General features: G+C 70.8%; 19 protein-coding genes. 10 read left to right on the top strand and 9 right to left on the bottom strand.

Translation table 11 applies throughout. The annotated features are described in order from the left end of the window. Together ACE3N6_RS08010 and ACE3N6_RS08005 are read right to left on the bottom strand one after the other, a co-directional pair. Positions 1-894 (bottom strand): hypothetical protein (locus ACE3N6_RS08010; RefSeq protein WP_374244658.1); only part of this gene is annotated, 894 nt, incomplete at its 3' end. Between the two features lie 114 nt (positions 895-1,008). Then, complete coding sequence (locus ACE3N6_RS08005; RefSeq protein WP_374244657.1) at positions 1,009-2,211, bottom strand: glycosyltransferase family 4 protein; 1,203 nt, start codon at positions 2,209-2,211, stop codon at positions 1,009-1,011. Positions 2,212-2,316: 105 nt separating this feature from the next. Here ACE3N6_RS08005 and ACE3N6_RS08000 point away from each other — a divergent pair, with 105 nt between their 5' ends. Further along, a complete protein-coding gene (locus ACE3N6_RS08000) occupies positions 2,317-3,363 on the top strand; it encodes an RNA methyltransferase (protein WP_374244656.1) in 1,047 nt (348 codons plus the stop codon). 164 nt (positions 3,364-3,527) lie between these two features. Here the strand turns inward: ACE3N6_RS08000 and ACE3N6_RS07995 are convergent, their stop codons facing one another. From ACE3N6_RS07995 to ACE3N6_RS07975, 5 genes are read right to left on the bottom strand one after another with little or no spacing between them, the layout of a single operon-like run. Beyond that, complete coding sequence (locus ACE3N6_RS07995; RefSeq protein WP_374244655.1) at positions 3,528-4,550, bottom strand: nucleoid-associated protein; 1,023 nt, start codon at positions 4,548-4,550, stop codon at positions 3,528-3,530. 50 nt (positions 4,551-4,600) lie between these two features. Then, the gene (locus ACE3N6_RS07990) at positions 4,601-4,798 is read right to left on the bottom strand and encodes a hypothetical protein (RefSeq protein ID WP_374244654.1); all 198 of its coding nucleotides are present in this window, start codon (positions 4,796-4,798) and stop codon (positions 4,601-4,603) included. 7 nt (positions 4,799-4,805) lie between these two features. Then, entirely contained in the window at positions 4,806-5,177 is a 372-nt protein-coding gene (locus tag ACE3N6_RS07985; protein ID WP_374244653.1) for a diacylglycerol kinase, read from the bottom strand. 32 nt (positions 5,178-5,209) lie between these two features. Further along, positions 5,210-5,992, bottom strand: a complete 783-nt coding sequence (locus tag ACE3N6_RS07980; protein WP_374244652.1) for an alpha/beta fold hydrolase — start codon at positions 5,990-5,992, stop codon at positions 5,210-5,212. Beyond that, on the bottom strand, positions 5,992-6,483 hold the full coding sequence (locus ACE3N6_RS07975) for a flavin reductase family protein (protein WP_374244651.1): 492 nt from the start codon (positions 6,481-6,483) through the stop codon (positions 5,992-5,994). The genes ACE3N6_RS07980 and ACE3N6_RS07975 overlap by 1 nt, the downstream gene beginning before the upstream one ends. 99 nt (positions 6,484-6,582) lie before the next feature. Here ACE3N6_RS07975 and mutY point away from each other — a divergent pair, with 99 nt between their 5' ends. After that, on the top strand, positions 6,583-7,668 hold the full coding sequence (gene mutY / locus ACE3N6_RS07970) for an A/G-specific adenine glycosylase (RefSeq protein ID WP_374244650.1): 1,086 nt from the start codon (positions 6,583-6,585) through the stop codon (positions 7,666-7,668). 13 nt (positions 7,669-7,681) lie between these two features. Here the strand turns inward: mutY and ACE3N6_RS07965 are convergent, their stop codons facing one another. Together ACE3N6_RS07965 and ACE3N6_RS07960 are read right to left on the bottom strand one after the other, a co-directional pair. Beyond that, the gene (locus tag ACE3N6_RS07965; RefSeq protein WP_374244649.1) at positions 7,682-8,290 is read right to left on the bottom strand and encodes an LON peptidase substrate-binding domain-containing protein; all 609 of its coding nucleotides are present in this window, start codon (positions 8,288-8,290) and stop codon (positions 7,682-7,684) included. A 171-nt stretch (positions 8,291-8,461) separates the two neighbouring features. After that, on the bottom strand, positions 8,462-9,964 hold the full coding sequence (locus tag ACE3N6_RS07960) for a sodium:solute symporter family protein (RefSeq protein ID WP_374244648.1): 1,503 nt from the start codon (positions 9,962-9,964) through the stop codon (positions 8,462-8,464). Between the two features lie 198 nt (positions 9,965-10,162). On the opposite strand from ACE3N6_RS07960, the gene ACE3N6_RS07955 reads away from it, so the two are divergent. The 8 genes from ACE3N6_RS07955 to ACE3N6_RS07920 all read left to right on the top strand — a co-directional run bounded on the left by ACE3N6_RS07955 (position 10,163) and on the right by ACE3N6_RS07920 (position 16,764). After that, complete coding sequence (locus ACE3N6_RS07955; RefSeq protein ID WP_374244647.1) at positions 10,163-11,176, top strand: peptidase U32 family protein; 1,014 nt, start codon at positions 10,163-10,165, stop codon at positions 11,174-11,176. Positions 11,177-11,210: 34 nt separating this feature from the next. Then, a complete protein-coding gene (locus ACE3N6_RS07950; RefSeq protein WP_374244646.1) occupies positions 11,211-12,116 on the top strand; it encodes a U32 family peptidase in 906 nt (301 codons plus the stop codon). 16 nt (positions 12,117-12,132) lie between these two features. Continuing rightward, positions 12,133-12,603 (top strand): SCP2 domain-containing protein, encoded by a 471-nt coding sequence (locus ACE3N6_RS07945; RefSeq protein ID WP_374244645.1) that lies wholly within the window; start codon positions 12,133-12,135, stop codon positions 12,601-12,603. Between the two features lie 453 nt (positions 12,604-13,056). Beyond that, entirely contained in the window at positions 13,057-14,142 is a 1,086-nt protein-coding gene (locus tag ACE3N6_RS07940) for a VanZ family protein (RefSeq protein ID WP_374244644.1), read from the top strand. A gap of 70 nt (positions 14,143-14,212) precedes the next feature. After that, positions 14,213-14,521, top strand: a complete 309-nt coding sequence (locus ACE3N6_RS07935; RefSeq protein WP_374244643.1) for a ferredoxin — start codon at positions 14,213-14,215, stop codon at positions 14,519-14,521. Positions 14,522-14,526: 5 nt separating this feature from the next. After that, positions 14,527-15,165: an alpha/beta hydrolase gene (locus ACE3N6_RS07930; protein ID WP_374244642.1), complete on the top strand. Its 639-nt coding sequence runs from the start codon at positions 14,527-14,529 to the stop codon at positions 15,163-15,165. A gap of 58 nt (positions 15,166-15,223) precedes the next feature. Beyond that, positions 15,224-15,832 (top strand): glutathione S-transferase, encoded by a 609-nt coding sequence (locus ACE3N6_RS07925; protein WP_374244641.1) that lies wholly within the window; start codon positions 15,224-15,226, stop codon positions 15,830-15,832. Continuing rightward, positions 15,832-16,764: an ATP-binding cassette domain-containing protein gene (locus ACE3N6_RS07920; RefSeq protein ID WP_374244640.1), complete on the top strand. Its 933-nt coding sequence runs from the start codon at positions 15,832-15,834 to the stop codon at positions 16,762-16,764. Before ACE3N6_RS07925 ends, ACE3N6_RS07920 begins: the two co-directional genes overlap by 1 nt. Positions 16,765-16,853 lie beyond the last annotated feature (89 nt).

The following is a 16,853-nucleotide window of genomic DNA, read 5'->3' as shown; positions in this document are numbered from 1 at the left end:
ACGCCAATTGGAAAGGAAGTCGTGGCTCGAAAGCAAAACCCACACCACGAAGCCCAGCCCATCGACCTGCTGCATCGCCAGGAAGCGGTCGCCGCCGCCCTCGCCGTCGGTTGTCCGGAACACCGCGGCGTCCTGCCCCTGCGCCAGCCGCTCGCGGGCGCCTTCGGCGGCGCCGATCTCCCCCGTCGGGCCGGAGACCGGCGGGTAACGGGAGATCAGGCTGTAATCGCGGTAGCGCAGCGCCGCCCAGCCCCCCGGGCCCAGGCTCGGGCGGGACAGCATCGCGGTGAGGTAGTCGACCGGCACGATGGCCACCACCGCCCCGGCAAAGCTGCCGTCGGCGCGGTTGTAGCGCCGGGCAAAGGGGACGACCCAGATCCCGGTGACCCGCCCGAGCACCGGACGCGACACCACCAGGCCGGCGCCGGCATCGTCCTGCAGCGTGCGGAAGTACTCCCGGTCGGCGATGGCGGCGCTGGCCACCGGCCCAGCCTGCCCCTGCCAGCGCAGGCCGCCGCGGGCATCGAAGACATACACGCCTTCGATCTCGGGCAGCCAGCCCTTGTAGCGCAGCAACATCGACCGGATCTCGTCGCCGTCCAGGTAGGACGAGCGCGCCTCCTCCCGCTCCAGCTCATCCACCAGCGCCCGCAGCGCCATGTCGATGGTGCGCCCGCTGTTGGCCAGGCTCTGGTCGAGCATGCCGGTGAGGTTGCGGGCGTTCTGGCTGACCAGCTCCTCGGTCTGGGCACGGCTGCCGATCAGGCTGGACACCCCCAGCCCCACCGCGAACAGGTTGCTCAGGACCACCGCCGCAATCAGCACGACGACGAAACGCCGCTGACGCTCCGGCGCAGACATGGCAGCAAAAAGACGGGACAGCAGCGGATTCATCGGCGGCGGCAACCTGAAGCGACTATCGGATTCGACCCCGGTGCCCTCGGCCCGGCGGTCCGTCGCCTTCTAACGGCAAGCGGTCGCCGGCCCTGAAGGCCGCGGCGTCGCGCCCTAGCGCCGGGCCAGGATCGGCGCGCTCAGGATCACCCGGCGCTGGATGTCCACCAGGTTATCGACGATCGCCCGCCAGGCCAGGCTGTTCACCCGCGCCCGCGCCGCCAGATGCAGGCTGGCGCGCAGCTCGGGCGCTTCGGCCAACGCCACCGCCCCCGCCACGAAGCCGCGCTCGTCGCCCGGCTCGGCCAGCCACCCGTGGACCCGGTGGTCGATCAGCTCATGGGCGGCCGCATCCCGGTAGGCTACCACCGGCAGCCCGCTGGCGAGCGCCTCGGCCACCACGTTGCCATAGGTTTCGGTAAGACTTGGAAAAACGAACAGATCGCCGCTGGCGTAGTGCTCGGCCAGCAGCACCCCGGTCTGGGGGCCGGCGCACACCGCCTCGGGCAGGCGCGCCCGCAGCTGGGGCAGGGCCGGCCCGTCGCCCACCAGCACCAGCCGCGCCCGGGGCTGGCGGGCCCGCACCGCGGCGAAGGCCTGCTCCAGCAAGGCCAGGTTCTTCTCCGGCGCCACGCGCCCCACGTACAGCACAGCCAGATCGTCGGGCGCCAGCCCCCACTGACGGCGCAGGGCCTCGCTGCGCCGGGCGGGATCGAAGAGGGTCGTATCCACCCCGCGGGACACCACATCCACCCGCGGAATACCCTGCCCCGCCAGCTCGGCGCACAGGGCGCGGGTGGGCACCAGGGTCAGGTCGGCGCGGTTGTGGAACTTGCGCAGGTAGGCCGCGATGGGGCGCTTCAGCCAGCCCACGCCGTAGTGGCCGGTGTAGCGGTGGAAGTTGGTGTGGAACTCGCTGATCGTCGGCAGGCGCAGCTTGCGCGCCGCGGTGAGCGCCGACCAGCCCAGCGGGCCCTCGGTGACCACCTGCACCACGTCCGGCCGCCGGTGCGACCAGCGCCGCAGCAGCACCTTCTGGGCCGGCAGGCCCAGCTGCAGGTTGGCGTACTTCGGGATCGGGATGCCCCGGGCAAGCATCTGCTCCACCCCGTCGGCGGCGATGGCGGCCCCTTCGTGGGCCTGCCGCGGGCGGATCAGATCCACCCGGTGGCCGGCGGCGACGAGCCCCTCGACGATGCGCCCGGTGGTCATCGCCACCCCGTTGATTTCGGGCGGATAGGTTTCGGTCACCACGGCAACCCGCAGCGGGCCCTTGTGGCTGACGATTTCCTGGCAGACGAGTCCGGCGTTGTCCATCCAGCCAGTGTCGTGGGGCGATGCTGCAGCGGTGTTACCGGCAGGTGATGGTCGAGTGACGGGCGCTGTTCGCCTCACCGGCCGGGTGCTAGCATCTCGCCCCTCATGCGCATCGAACACCTCCGCCAGCGCCTTGCCGATCTGGGCGCCAAACCCGTGCACATCCAGCGCGTGCTGCGCGCCTGGACCCACGCCCTGCCCCTCTCCGCCGGCCCGGCCCGGCGCGGCCCCAACCTGCCGCAAGCCGTGCTCGACGCCCTGCCGGCGCTCGCCGCCGAGCTGGACGGCCTCGCCCGGCTGCACTCCGAGCACCCGGCCGAAGACGGCTCGGCGCGCCTGCTGGTGCAGCTGCCCGACGGCCAGACGGTGGAGAGTGTGCTGCTCCCCCGCGACGGCCTGTGCGTGTCGAGTCAGGTGGGGTGTGCGGTGGGCTGCGTGTTCTGCATGACCGGCCGGGACGGCCTGCTGCGTCAGGTGGGCAGCGCGGAGATCGTCGCCCAGGTGGTGCTGGCGCGGCGCCGGCGGGCGGTGAAGAAGGTAGTCTTCATGGGCATGGGCGAGCCCGCCCACAACCTGGAAAACGTGATCGAGGCGATCCAGCTCCTCGGCAGCGAGGGCGGCATCGGCCACAAGAACCTGGTGTTCAGCACGGTGGGGGACCCCCGCGTTTTCGAGCGCCTGCCCACGCTCACGGTCAAGCCCGCGCTGGCGCTGTCGCTCCACACCAGCCGCGCGGATCTGCGCTTCGAGCTGCTCCCCAAGGCCCCCCGCATCGGCCCCGACGAGCTGGTGGAGCTGGGCGAAACCTACGCCCGCCGCACCGGCTACCCGATCCAGTACCAGTGGACGCTGATCGACGGAGTGAACGACACGCCGGAAGAGCTGGACGGTATCGTCCGCCTGCTCTCGGGCAAGTACGCGATCATGAACATGATCCCGTACAACGCCGTGCCCGACCTACCCTTCCGCCGCCCGGCGTGGGACAAGGCCGCCGACATCGCCCGCCAGCTCCACCGCCGCGGCATCCTCACCAAGCTGCGCAACTCGGCCGGGCAGGATGTGGAAGGCGGCTGCGGGCAGCTGCGGGCGCGGGTGCTGGGCGACGAAACCCGCCCGGCAGAGGCGCCGGTGAAGTTCGTGAGCAGATCGTAGATCGGGTTGGCCAGCGGGCGTGACCAGGCATTGAAGCGACGCCCCCGTTCGCCAGAACGGAAGACTTCGCGGGGAAGATCGACAGCGCGTCGGCCCTGCGTGTCGATCGCGTGGGAGGTGTGTCGGGTTACGCCCTGACGGGCTAACCCGACCTACGCCACTCCCTACTCCCCACTTCCCACCGCTCCCTCCATCAACACCTTCCGCAGCCCTTCCGGCACGTCGGTGAGGACCAGGGTGTTGTTGGCCGGGTCGTACTGGACGGTGCCGGAGCGCAGGCCGGCGCGTTCGAATTCCAGCTTCCAATCTTGCGCCGCGGCCTTGAAGCGGATCAGCGGGCGCAGGGCGCGCTTGTCGGGGACGAAGCCGGTGGCGAGATCGGCCGCCTCGTCCTGCAGGCGTTCGACGAGCTTCTGGGGCGCATCGGGGAAGACCTGGCTGGCAACGGCGGCGAGATCCAGCGGGGCGCCGGTCTCGTGCATTTCTTCGAGCACCAGATGGGCGCGCTCCAGCAGTTCGTCGCGGGCCGGGGCTTCGAGCTGCTGGGTGTCGGCGAAGTGGGTGAGCGTCTCGACGAGCTTCTTGGTCTCCTTGAGGGCGATCACCACGTCGGTGCAGCCCAGGAAACGCTTGAACCAGCCGGCTACGTCGCCGCGGCCCTTGAGGAAGGCGATGTAGCGCTCGGCGCCGGCCTGCCAGGCGGTGAGGTCGATGCGCCCGGCCACCTGCAGGCCGGCAAAATCCAGGTGCGGGTTGTCGTGGATGGCGAGGCCGTCGTCGATCACCGAGCCCACCGTCTCCTGCACGAGCGCGAAGTACAGGCAGTCCGCCCCGAACACGGTGGCGCGGGCGATGACCAGGAAGCCGGCCTCCTCCACCCCGTCCTCATCCACCCGCTGCTGCAGGTGGGCCAACGCCTCGGCGCTGAAGGCGGGGAAATCCAGGCTGCCCTCGCGGGCGTAGCGGCGCACCAGATCGATCGTCGGGAAGTTGTGCTCGTCCTGCTCGAAGCAGCCGTAGCCCTTGCCCGGGCGCTCGGCCAGGTGGCGGCACAGGCGCTCCATCAGGCCCACCGCCGGCGCGTCGATGACGTTGGGCGTCGGCCGGGGCTGGACGCGGGACGGCCCTTCGCCGACGCGGGCGAGGCGGTGGATGACGAGGGCGGAGATGGCGTGGGTCTGTTCCATGGCGGACGGGTGCTGCGGGTGAGGGGTGACGAGGAGAAGCGGGCGGCCGCTCAGAAACGCATCTTCTTGCGGTTGCCGGGCAGCTGACGGAGCTGCTCGCGGCGCAGCTCGGCGGCGGAGGGTTTCCTTTCCGGCGCGGCCGGCTGGGCGGCGGCCAGCTCGGGCGGGATGTTGGCGCCCACGCCCCGCGGGCAGAAGCCAGTGGTGGCGCAGGTGCAATTGACGCAGGGTTTGCGGGACGACTTCATGGGCGATTCAACCGAACAGGACCAGCCCCCAGACTACCACCGCATTCACCAGCGCCACGAACACCGCAGCGCTGCCGATGTCCTTGGCGCGCTTGGCGAGGTGGTGCTGCTCGAAGGAGATGCGATCCACCGCCGCCTCGACGGCGGAATTGACCAGCTCGACCAGGATCACCAGCAGCACGCTGGCGATCATCAGCGCCTTGCCGACGCCACTCACCGGCAGCCACAGGGCCAGCGGCACCAGCACGGCGGCCAGCCACACCTCCTGGCGGAAGGCGTCTTCGTTGCGGTAGGCGGCGGCGAGGCCGGCCATCGAGTAGTGGAAGGCGTTCCACACCCGGGTGAGGCCAGTCTTGCCTTTGAAGGGGCTCTCGTTCATGGCGATGGCAAAAAGCGGCAAGCCTGCGGGGCTCAGGTGACAGGGGTGTGATCGGCGAGGTAACGCCGCACCTGGGCGGCAAACGCCTCGGGCACCTCGAAGGGCGCCAGGTGGCCGGCGTCCAGCGCCACGAAGCGCCGCTCGGGGATCATGTCGGCCATGCGCCGCACCACCGGCGGCTGGGAGACCTGGTCGTGCAGGCCCGCCAGCACCAGCGCCGGTACGTCGATGGAGGCGAGCGACGCCCGCTGGTCGAAGCCCACCAGCGCCCGCAGCGCGGCGCGGTAGCTGTCCGGCGGGATGTCGGCCATCAGGTCGACGGCAGCATGCAGCACCTCGGGGTCGGCGTCCGGCCCGACCATCGTCGGGATCAGGTCCGCCGCGATGTCGCGCATGGTCGCACCTTCATCCAGCGGGCCGATCCGACGGGCCAGGAAAGCCTGCTGCAGCGGCCCCGCCGGCGCGCCGAAGGCCGGCGTGCAGCACGCCAGCACCAGCCCGGCAACGCGCGCGGGGAAGCGCGCGACGGTCTGGAGGGCGATCATCCCGCCCATGCTGTGACCGACCAGCACCGCGCGCTCGAGCCCCGCGGCATCGAGCAGTTCGACCACCGCCGCCGCGTAGCCGTCGAAATCCACCGGGTCGATGGGCGCGCTGGCACCGTAGCCCGGCATGTCCCACGCGAGCCCGCGCCAGCCCGGCGGGGTGATCGCCGGCAGGATCGACGCCGCGCCCTGCGCGCCGCCGCTCACCCCGTGCAGGAAGAGCAGCCCGCGCGGGCCGGCGCCGGTCTCGATCCAGCGTGGGGCGGCCATCAGGCCAGGCGCTGGTAGGCGCCGCCCTGGAAGAGCAGCGGCTTCTTGTCGGCGTTGCGCTCGAAGCGGATCACCTCGTCGATGAAGACGATGTGATCGCCGCCCGGATGCCGCGCGTGGGGCCGGCACACGAACTGGGCGCAGCAGCCGGCGAGCAGCGGAACGCCGCCCTCGCCATCGGTGAACTCGACGCCGGCGAAGCGGTCTTCCACCCGGCTGGCGAAGCGGTTGGAGAGGTCCTGCTGGTCTTCGGCGAGCACGTTGATCGCGTACACTGGCGCGTTTTCGAAGGCCGGCACCACCTGCAGGTGGCTGGAGAGGCTCCACACCACGAGCTGGGGCACCAGCGACACCGAGTTGAAGGAGCTGACCGTGAGGCCCACCGGGCGGCCGGCGCCGTCGCGGGTGGTGACCACCGTCACGCCGGTGGGAAACATGCCCAGCGTGTCGCGGAAGGCGCGCACCGCCGGATCGTTCTTGAGAGCATTCATGATGAAATCGGATCGGCCGGGCAAGTTTGCAGCCCGGCAACCTGTTTGGGGAGGCGCGATTATCACGCGCCGCCCGGCGAGCGTCGAGGGGATGCTGCGGTGAACAAAGCCTGGCCCGCGGGCATCGCGCCCTTTCCCGGCACGCCCTTCGCCCGCCGCCTGATCGACTGGCAGCGCCGCCACGGCCGCCACGACCTGCCCTGGCAGACGAGCGACGCCTACCGGGTGTGGCTATCGGAGATCATGCTCCAGCAGACCCAGGTGGAGACGGTGATCCCGTATTACACGCGCTTCCTGGAACGCTTCCCGACCCTCGAAAGCCTCGCCGCCGCGCCGGTGGAGGACGTGCTGGCCCGCTGGAGCGGCCTGGGCTACTACGCCCGCGCCCGCAACCTGCACAAGTGCGCCCAGGCGGTGATGGCCCGCCACGGCGGCGCCTTCCCGGCCGACCCGGCGCTGCTGGCCGAGCTGCCCGGCATCGGCCGCAGCACCGCCGCCGCCATCGGCGCCTTCAGCTACGGCACCCGCGCGGCCATCCTCGACGGCAACGTGAAGCGCGTGTTCGCCCGGGCGTTCGGGATCGACGGCTTTCCCGGCACCAAGGCGGTGGAAAACGCCATGTGGGATCTCGCCGAGGCCCTGCTGCCGGAAGGCGACGTGGGCACCTACACCCAGGCCCAGATGGACCTGGGCGCCACCGTGTGCACCCGCGGCAAGCCCCGCTGCGGGCAGTGCCCCCTCGCCGACGGCTGCGTGGCGCTGAAGGATGGCCGGGTAGCCGAGCTGCCCACGCCCCGCCCGAAGAAGACCGTGCCCGAACGCCACGGCCGCTTCGCGGCGATCATCGCTGGCGGCACGGTGCTGCTGGAGCGCCGCCCCCCCGCCGGCATCTGGGGCGGCCTGCAGAGCCTGCCGGAGCTACCCGAGGACGCCGACACGGCAGCGTGGGTCGCCCGGCGCTTCGGCCTGACGGTGACGCGGATCGCGCCGCTGCCGGGGCTGCGCCATGTGTTCACCCACTTCGTGCTGCATCTGGCGCCGGAGCGGGTGGAGGTGACAGCCGGCGACGGGGTGCGGGACGCGGACGGCCTCGACTGGTGGCCGCTGGATGCACTGGCCGACGCAGCGCTGCCGACGCCGATCAGAAAGGTGCTGGAGGGGCTGGCCGCACCGCAAGATCCGTGAGCACGGCCCGGCCTCACCCCACCAGCTTGTGCTGCTTGAGGTAGGCGTGAAGGATCTCGAGCCGCGAGAGCGTGTCGTCCAGCTCCAGCAGACGCAGGCGGGCTTCGGGCGGGATCGGCAGCACCTCCGCCAGGCGGTAGCCGACCCAGGTGGCGTCGTCGAAGCGGTGGGGCGGCGGGAACACCGAGCTGCCGGCGTCGGCAACGATGGCCCGCAGCAGCGGCAGCATGTCGGCCAGCGCCGGGGGCACGGGCTGGGGCGCCGGTTCGGGGAGCCATTCGACGCGGGCGGTCTGCAGCCGGTCGGCCTGGATGGTGCGCTCCACGATGCGGAAGCGCGGCCCGCCGCGGGTGGCGATGAAGAGCAGCCCCGGCTGGGACATGTCCCAATCGACGATGCGCGCCATGCTGCCGATGGCGTGGGGCACCGCCGCCTCGCCCACCTCGGCCCCCTCGCGGATCAGGCACACGCCGAAGGGCGTGTTGGCCTTCATGCAGCGGGCCGCCATGTCGAGATAGCGGGCCTCGAACAGCTTGAGCTGCAGCACCCCATCGGGAAACAGCACCACGCCCAGCGGAAAGAGCGGGATCTCGGCAGGCAGGGCTTGGGCGGTGGCGGTCATGGCGGGATGGACAGGTGGGTAATGGGAAGGAGGTAACGGGGAGTGGGTGTGGGTGATGGCTGAATCGGCGGAGCCGCTGCGGGCACGTCAGTGACAGATCGGAAAACGGGAAAGGGGTTCAGCAGCTTCCACCCATTTCCCACTTCCAACTTCCCACTCCCCCACGTCCCATCAATGCCGATGCACCGCGCCGATGCCCTCGTGGGCCACGCCGTGGGGGGCGGCGGCGTGGTGGCTGTGGCGCAGGCGATCATGCACATCGGGGTCGTGGGGCACCCACTGCCTGACCAGCGAGCCGGCAATCATCCCGACGACGCTGGCCACGAGGCCCGCCAGCTGGGCCGGCACGAAGGGGTCGTCGCCCCCCGCCAGATGCACGCCCAGCCACACCGCTATGCCGCAGACGATGGAGACCAGCGCGCCCTGGTTGGTGGCGCGCCGCCAGAACAGCCCGCACAGCAACGGGACGAAGGCCGCCACCAGAGTGACCTGATACGCGTTCTCAACCATCTTGAAGATGCTGGCCTTGGAGAACATGGCGTAAAAGGTGACCAGCACGGTGAACACCAGCGTCACCACGCGCATCCAGAACAGCAGCTTCTTGTCGGTGAGGTGAGGCAGCGCGGGCCGGAGGATGTTCTCGGTGAAGGTGACCGACGGCGCCAGCAGGGTGGCCGACGCGCAGCTCTTGATGGCGGAGAGCAGGGCCCCGAAGAACATCACCTGGGCGAACAGGGGCGCGCGGGACAGCACCAGCTCGGGCAGGATCATCTGGGAGTCGGTGTCGATGAGGCGGGCCACCATCTGCGGGTCGATCAGGGTGGCGGAGTAGGCCAGGAACATCGGCACGAAGGCGAACAGCAGATAAAGGCTGCCCCCAAGCACCGACCCCCACACCGCGATCCGCTCGGACCTGGCCGACTGCACCCGCTGGAAGACATCCTGCTGGGGGATGGAGCCCAGCATCATGGTGATGGCCGCGGCGGTGAAGGCGAGGATCTCCTTGGCGTCGGGGGGCGGCAGCATCGCAAACCTGCCCGCCTCCATCGCGTGACTCACCACCGCGCCCACGCCGCCGGCCATGCCGCTCACCTCGCCGCCGATCCACAGCATGCCGATCACGATGATGATCATCTGCAGGAAGTCGGTGACCGCCACCGCCCACATGCCGCCGAACAGGGTGTAGATCAGGATGGTGCCCGAGCCGATCCACATGCCCATCGTCTTGCTGATGGCGCCGTCCGACACCACGTTGAACACCAGCCCCAGCGCCGAGATCTGCGCCCCCACCCAGCCCAGGTAGGAGATCACGATGGCGACGGTGGTGAGCACCTCCACGCCGCGCCCGTAGCGCTTCTTGTAGAAGTCGCCGATGGTGAGCAGGTTCATGCGGTAGAGCGGCGCCGCGAAGAACAGCCCCACCAGGATCAGGCACATCGACGAGCCGAAGGGGTCGGCCACCACCCCGCGCAGCCCCTCGTTGAGGAAGGTGGCCGGCACCCCCAGCACGGCCTCGGAACCGAACCAGGTGGCGAACACCGTGGCGGTGACCATGTAGAAAGGCAGATGACGGCCGGCGACGGCGAAGTCGCGGGTGTTGTGGACCCGCGTGGCGGCGGCGAGGCCGATGGCCACCGAGATCAGCCAGTAGGCGATGACGAACCAGAAAAGCATGCGCGGAAACGGAAAAAACGTTGGCGAATCCGCGAATTATAGGGGCCCGGGAGCCGAATGAGGGAAACCGCGGAGGGTGCTCCGCGGCACCGGGCGACACACCCGGGCGCAAGGCGGCCACCCCCGTTGACGCCCGTCAAGGTAGACGGCCCGACGGGCGCCTATAGTCCCGCCGCGTCATTCCTGCCGTCCACACCCATGACCTCAGCGCGCCAAATCGAACTGGTCTGCCCCGCCGGCAGCCTGCCCGCCCTCAAGACCGCCGTGGATCACGGCGCCGACTGCGTCTACCTGGGCTTCAAGGACGCCACCAACGCCCGCAACTTCAGCGGCCTCAACTTTGACGACAAGGCCCTGGGCGAGGGCGTGCGCTACGCCCACGACCGCGGCCGCAAGGTGCTGCTGGCCCTCAACACCTACCCCCAGACCGACAACTGGCAGCGCTGGACCACCGCGGTGGATCGGGCCGCCGCCTTCGGCATGGACGCCGTGATCCTCGCCGACCCGGGCCTGATGGCCTACGCCCGGCGGGTGCACCCCGCTCTGCGCCTGCACCTGTCGGTGCAAGGTTCGGCCACCAGCTACGACGCGATCAACTTCTACCACCGCCACTTCGGCATCGCCCGGGCGGTGCTGCCGCGGGTGCTGTCGCTGGCCCAGGTGGAGCAGGTGATCGCCAACACGCCGGTCGAAATCGAGGTCTTCGGGTTTGGCGGGCTGTGCGTGATGGTGGAGGGGCGCTGCGCCCTGTCGGCCTACGCCACCGGCGAATCCCCCAACTGCCAGGGCGCCTGCTCGCCGGGCAAGCACGTGCGCTGGGAGCAGACCCCCAAGGGCATGGAGACGCGCCTGGGCGGCATCCTCATCGACCGCTTCGCCGACGACGAGCGGGCCGGCTACCCCACCCTGTGCAAGGGCCGCTTCGACGTGAATGGCGAGACCTACTACGCCATCGAGGAGCCCACCAGCCTCAACACCCTCGAGTTGCTGCCCGAGCTTGCCCGCATCGGCGTGCGCGCCATCAAGATCGAAGGCCGCCAGCGCAGCCCGGCCTACGTGGCCCAGGTCACCGAAGTGTGGCGCGCCGCCATCGACCGCCTGCTGGACGACCCGCAGCCCTTCCGCGTCGAGCCCGCCTGGATGACCGCCCTCAACAAGAACTCCGAAGGCCAGAGCCACACCCTGGGCGCCTACTACCGCCCCTGGAAATGAGCCGCGCCCGCCCCCTCCGAAAGCCCGATCACCGATGAAACTCGCCCTCGGCCCCCTGCTCTACTACTGGCCCCGCCAGTCCACCCTGGCCTTCTACGCCGACATGGCCGACGCGCCGGTGGATATCGTCTACCTGGGCGAAACCGTGTGCTCCCGCCGCCACGAGCTGCGCCTGCCCGACTGGCTGGAGATCGCCGAAACCCTCGCCGCCGCCGGCAAGGACGTCGTGCTGTCGAGCCAGGTGCTGGTCGAATCCGAATCCGACGTAAAAACCCTGCGCAAGGTCGTCGCCAACGGCAGCTTCCGGGTCGAGGCCAACGACATGGGCGCGGTCGAGCTGCTCACCGGCGGCGACGCCCCGGCCACCGGCTGGATCGCCGGGCCCACGCTCAACATCTTCAACCCGGTCACCCTCGGCATGTTCGCCGACCTGGGCGCCACCCGCTGGGTGGCCCCGCCCGAGATGTCCCGCCAGCAGATCGCCGACCTGCGTCGCGGCCTGGGCCGCGAGATCGAGACCGAACTCTTCGCCCACGGCCGCCTGCCCCTGGCCTACTCCGCGCGCTGCTTCACCGCCCGCCACTTCAACCTGCAGAAGGACACCTGCGAGTTCCGCTGCCTGCAGTTCGCCGACGGCATCCCCCTCAAGACCCGCGAGGGCGCCCCCTTCCTCACCCTCAACGGCATCCAGACCCAGTCGGCCCACGTCCACACCCTGCTGGCCGACCTGCCCGCGGTGGTCGCCGACGGCATCGACATCCTGCGCATCAGCCCCCAGGGCGAGCACACGCCCAGGATCGTCGAACTCTTCCGCCGCACCGTGGACGGCCTCATTCCGCCCATGGACGCCCTCACCGACGCCCTGCCGCTGCTGCCCGACGCGCCCTGCAACGGCTTCTGGCACGGGCGACCGGGCGTCGAACAGTTCGTCACGCCGTGACCCCCGGAGCCCGCCGATGAAACTCCCCGCCTTCACCCTGCCCGGCCCCTTCGCCCGCGTGGGCGCCCGGCTGCCGCAGCTGCCCCCCACCCTGGCGCTCGTCGCCGGCCTCAATCTGGCCCTCGACCGCCTGCTCCCCCGCGACACCCTGGAGCCCCTCACCGGCAAGCGCCTGCAGCTCAAGGTGACCGACGCCGGCATGGCCCTGCGCTTCACCTTCGGCCCGCGGGGCTTCAGCCCCCTCTTCGACGGGCGCGAACCGGATCTCACCATCTCGGCCAAGGCCCGCGACTACCTAGCCCTGGCGCTCCGCGAGGAAGACCCGGACACCCTGTTCTTCAGCCGCCGCCTGCTGATGGAGGGCGAGACCGACCTCGGCCTGCTGGTCAAGAACACCCTCGACGCCGTGGATTGGGACGGGGTGATGGCCCGCCTCGCCGCCCTCCGGCTGCCCGGCGCCGCCCAGCTCTTCGCCCGCGGGCACTGAGCCCGCCCAGCCGTCGGCACGGCACCGCGGGCGGCCGGCGAGCATCGTCGCCGCCGGCTTGACCGGGTAATCTGCCGCGTTCAGCGGCACGAACCGGGTTGGCGGATCGGGCCGGGCTTGGAGCGCCTTCATGCCCGGAATGGGTCGTCTCGCCGGGCCGCACGAACCAAAAATTTGCCCCCCGCCCCCAGTCGGCAGGTCAGATTTCGCAAAACCGCGGTGACAGACGCGGGGCGACTCGACGAACATGCGGCCAAGCCTGCCGATCGGACGGCAGACCTGCGGCGAGCTGGCACAGGCCCGCAGCACGCGAACGACTCGCCAGGGCAGCGCGCGGAAGGGTGACGCGCGGGCAAAGCGGATGACCGCCCAGGCAAGCCTCGGGCGCCCCCCCACCGGCACGCCCGCCAGCGACCCGCTAGAATTGCAGCACTCCGCCCAATCCCCGGCCCCATGCCCAACGCCCCTCGCCGAAGCTCGCCCCTCGCCGCCTGGTTCGCCGCCGTGATCGGCGTGCTGATCGTCTACGCCTGCCTGCACCCCTTCGCCGGCTGGCGCGACACCGGCCTGCCGGTCTTCGACTTCCTCCGCCAGCCCTGGCCGCGCTACTACACCCTCACCGATCTCGCGGTGAACGTGCTGGGCATCGTGCCCTTCAGCTTCGCGCTGGTGGCCGCGCTGCCCTCGCGGCTGACCCGGGGCGCCGCCGTGGCGGTGGCGATCCTGGCCACCCTCGCCCTCAGCCTGTCGGTCGAAACCCTGCAGAACTTCCTGCCCAGCCGGGTGCCGTCCAATGTGGACGTGGGCTGCAACACCCTGGGCGGCATCCTCGGCGCGCTGGCCGGCGGGCGCTGGAGCGGCGTACTGTTCGACCCCCGCAGCGGCCTCACCCGCTGGCGCCAGCGACGCATCGTGCCCGGTCACGTGGGCGAGTTCGGGCTGGTGGTGCTGGGCCTGTGGCTGCTCACCCTGCTCACCCCCGAGAGCCTGCTGTTCGCCACCGGCGATCTGCGCCGGCTGTTCGATCTGCCCACCCCGCTGCAATTCAACCCTACCCGCTTCATGAAGGTCGAGGCGGCCATCGCCGCCAGCCAGCTGGTGGCGGTGGGGCTCACCGCCCGCTGCGTGATGCGCCGCTTCTCGCCGTGGCCGCTGGTGCTGCTGGTGCTGCTCGGGCTGGGGGTGAAGACCCTCGCCTCGTCGGCCTTCTTCTCGCCGGGCGACCCGCTCCACTGGGCCACCCCGGGCGGGCAGATCGGCCTGGCCGCCGGCACCGTGCTGCTCACGGCCTGCCTGCTGCTGCCCGCCCGCAGCCACACCATGCTGGCCGGCATGGCCCTGCTGGTGGGCACCGCGCTGGTCAATCTGGCGCCGGAGAACCCCTTCCTGCCCACCGACGTGACCCTGATCCGCCAGGGCAACTTCCTCAACTTCCACGGGCTCACCCAGCTCACCGCCAGCCTGTGGCCCTTCGTCACCTTCGCCTACCTGGGCCTGCTGGGCGCCAGCGCGCCGCGCGACACCTTTCCCGGGCGCTGAAATCCGCCGCGGGCGGAACGATTGACAGATAATCGCGTCACTTTCCAGAACACCCTTGCGGAGTCGCCCGATGAGTTATTTCAAGCACCACGTTTTCTTCTGCTGCAACCAGCGCCCCGAAGGCGAAACCTGCTGCGCAGCCCACGGCGCCGTCGAACTGCACGCCTACGCCAAGGATCGCATCGGCGCGCTGGGCCTCAACGGCAAGGGCCAGGTCCGCGCCAACAAGGCCGGCTGCCTGGGCCGCTGCGACGAAGGCCCGCTGCTCGTGGTCTACCCAGAGGAAACCTGGTACACCTTCGTCGACAAGGCCGACATCGACGAGATCGTCGAAGAGCACCTGCAGCACGGCCGCATCGTCGAACGCCTGAAGATCTGAACACCATGGCCACCACCGAAACCGCCCTCATCAACGGCCCCGACGGCCCGATCGAACTCATCATCGACACGCCGGCCCAGGTGCGCGGCATTGCGCTGGTGTGCCATCCGCACCCCCTGTTCCACGGCAGCAACACCAACAAGGTGGCCCACACCCTGGCGCGGATCTTCCGCGACCTGGGCTACGCCGCGCTGCGCCCCAACTTCCGCGGCGTGGGCAAGAGCGTCGGCGCCCACGACCACGGCGGCGCCGAGACCGAAGACATGCTGGCCGTCATCAGCTGGGCCCAGAGCCGCTGGGGCGGCCTGCCCCTGGCGCTGGGCGGCTTCTCCTTCGGCGCCTACGTGCAGACCCGCGTCGCCGCCCGGCTGGCCGAAGGCGTCACCCCGGCCGGCCGCATCGTGCTGGTGGGCACCGCCGCCGGCACCGTCACCGGCGCCCGCAGCTACACCACCGAGCCGGTGCCCGACGACACCCTGGTCATCCACGGCGAGGCCGACGAGACCGTGGCGCTCGCCAACGTGATGGCCTGGGCCGCCCCCCAGGAGCTGCCGGTGGTGGTGGTGCCGGGCGCCGACCACTTCTTCCACGGCAAGCTCCACGTCATCCGCAAGATCGTCGAACGCGCCTGGACACCCCTCTGATCCGCCGCGCCCGTCAACCCCGGCCTGCCCCGCAGGCCGCCACGCCGAGGTCCAACCGATGAAACTCGTCGCATCGCTCACCAGCCCCTACGCGCGCAAGATCCGCGTCGCCCTGGCCGAAAAGGGCCTGCCCTTCACCCTCGAGGTGGACATCCCCTGGCTGCCCGAAACCTCGGTGCCGTCCTACAACCCGCTGGGCAAGGTGCCGGCGCTGGTGGCCGACGACGGCGAGGTGTGGTACGACTCGCCGGTGATCGCGCTGTACCTCGAAACCCTCGGCGGCGTGCCGCTGCTGCCCGCCGAACGGGTGGCCAGCCTGCCGGTGCGCCAGACCGAAGCCCTCGCCGACGGCATCTGCGATGCGGCCATCGCCGCGTTCTTCGAGGGCCGCCGCCCGCCCGAGCAGCAGGACACCGTGGGCATCGAACGCCAGCTCGCCAAGATCCACCGGGGCCTCGCCACCCTGGAGGAACGCCTGGTGCAGCGCAAAGGCTTCGGCAACGCCGCCATCAACATCGCCGACATCGCGGTGGGCTGCATGCTGGGCTACCTGGATTTCCGCTTCGGCCAGCTGCACTGGCGCAGCACCCACCCGGCCCTGGCCGCCTGGGCCGCGGATCTCCTCGCCCGGCCCTCCTTCGCCGCCACCACCCCGCCGCCCGCCTGATGCCACTGCAGATCGACGGCCTCGTCAAGCGCTTCGGCAGCGGCGCCGACGCCCGGGAGGTGGTGCGCGGCATCGACCTGCACCTCGTCCCCGGCGAATGCTTCGCCCTGCTCGGCCCCAACGGCGCCGGCAAGACGACCACCCTGCGCTGCGCCCTGGGCCTCACCGGGGCCAGCGGCGGCAGCATCCGCCTGTGCGGCGAGCCCGTGCCCGAGCGCGCCCGCGAAGCCCGCGCCCGGGTGGGCGTGGTGCCCCAGCTCGACAGCCTCGACCCCGACTTCACCTGCGCCGAGAACCTGCTCATCTTCGCCGGCTACTTCGGCGTCCCCGAGCGCGACATCCGCCCGCGCATTCCCGAGCTGCTCGCCTTCGCCGGCCTCGAGGGCAAGGAGCACGCGCGCATCCAGTCGCTCTCCGGCGGCATGAAGCGCCGCCTCACCCTGGCCCGGGCGCTGGTGAACAAGCCCGATCTGCTGATCCTCGACGAGCCCACCACCGGCCTCGACCCCCAGGCCCGCCACCTCATCTGGGAGCGCCTGCGCCGGCTCACCGCCGAAGGCACCACCATCCTCCTCACCACCCACTTCATGGACGAGGCCGAACGCCTCGCCAACCGGCTGGCCATCCTCGACGGCGGGCGCATCCTCACCCAGGGCAGCCCCCGCGAGGTGATCGCCGAACACATCGAGCCCCAGGTCGTCGAAGTCTTCGGCGAATGGAACGGCACCGGCGCCGCCGCCTGGGCCGCCGCGCACGCCGCCGGCCTTTGCAAACGCTGCGAAATCAGCGGCGAGACCGCCTTCTGCTACACCGACGACGCCGCGCCGCTGCTCGCCCACCTGGCCCACCAGCCGGGCCTGCGCACCCTGCACCGCCCGGCCAACCTGGAAGACGTGTTCCTCAAGCTCACCGGACGCGAACTGCGCGATTAATGAACGACCCCCACGCTCACTTCGTTCGCTGCCCCCCGAGGGGGCTGCAGCCTCCCTTGGGGCGGCCCGGCGGGAGGCTGGCGCGCTCC

It is taken from the genome of Zoogloea sp., assembly GCF_041904905.1.
Lineage (GTDB): Bacteria > Pseudomonadota > Gammaproteobacteria > Burkholderiales > Rhodocyclaceae > Zoogloea.
This window is presented reverse-complemented; position numbering and strand designations above follow the sequence as displayed.

Bases quoted from the DNA above. Each gene is read 5' to 3' on its own strand.
- ACE3N6_RS08005 (WP_374244657.1), bottom strand. From the start codon at position 2,211: ATGGACAACGCCGGACTCGTCTGCCAGGAAATCGTCAGCCACAAGGGC.
- ACE3N6_RS08000 (WP_374244656.1), top strand. From the start codon at position 2,317: ATGCGCATCGAACACCTCCGCCAGCGCCTTGCCGATCTGGGCGCCAAA.
- ACE3N6_RS07995 (WP_374244655.1), bottom strand. From the start codon at position 4,550: ATGGAACAGACCCACGCCATCTCCGCCCTCGTCATCCACCGCCTCGCC.
- ACE3N6_RS07990 (WP_374244654.1), bottom strand. From the start codon at position 4,798: ATGAAGTCGTCCCGCAAACCCTGCGTCAATTGCACCTGCGCCACCACT.
- ACE3N6_RS07985 (WP_374244653.1), bottom strand. From the start codon at position 5,177: ATGAACGAGAGCCCCTTCAAAGGCAAGACTGGCCTCACCCGGGTGTGG.
- ACE3N6_RS07980 (WP_374244652.1), bottom strand. From the start codon at position 5,992: ATGGCCGCCCCACGCTGGATCGAGACCGGCGCCGGCCCGCGCGGGCTG.
- ACE3N6_RS07975 (WP_374244651.1), bottom strand. From the start codon at position 6,483: ATGAATGCTCTCAAGAACGATCCGGCGGTGCGCGCCTTCCGCGACACG.
- ACE3N6_RS07965 (WP_374244649.1), bottom strand. From the start codon at position 8,290: ATGACCGCCACCGCCCAAGCCCTGCCTGCCGAGATCCCGCTCTTTCCG.
- ACE3N6_RS07960 (WP_374244648.1), bottom strand. From the start codon at position 9,964: ATGCTTTTCTGGTTCGTCATCGCCTACTGGCTGATCTCGGTGGCCATC.
- ACE3N6_RS07955 (WP_374244647.1), top strand. From the start codon at position 10,163: ATGACCTCAGCGCGCCAAATCGAACTGGTCTGCCCCGCCGGCAGCCTG.
- ACE3N6_RS07950 (WP_374244646.1), top strand. From the start codon at position 11,211: ATGAAACTCGCCCTCGGCCCCCTGCTCTACTACTGGCCCCGCCAGTCC.
- ACE3N6_RS07945 (WP_374244645.1), top strand. From the start codon at position 12,133: ATGAAACTCCCCGCCTTCACCCTGCCCGGCCCCTTCGCCCGCGTGGGC.
- ACE3N6_RS07940 (WP_374244644.1), top strand. From the start codon at position 13,057: ATGCCCAACGCCCCTCGCCGAAGCTCGCCCCTCGCCGCCTGGTTCGCC.
- ACE3N6_RS07935 (WP_374244643.1), top strand. From the start codon at position 14,213: ATGAGTTATTTCAAGCACCACGTTTTCTTCTGCTGCAACCAGCGCCCC.
- ACE3N6_RS07930 (WP_374244642.1), top strand. From the start codon at position 14,527: ATGGCCACCACCGAAACCGCCCTCATCAACGGCCCCGACGGCCCGATC.
- ACE3N6_RS07925 (WP_374244641.1), top strand. From the start codon at position 15,224: ATGAAACTCGTCGCATCGCTCACCAGCCCCTACGCGCGCAAGATCCGC.
- ACE3N6_RS07920 (WP_374244640.1), top strand. From the start codon at position 15,832: ATGCCACTGCAGATCGACGGCCTCGTCAAGCGCTTCGGCAGCGGCGCC.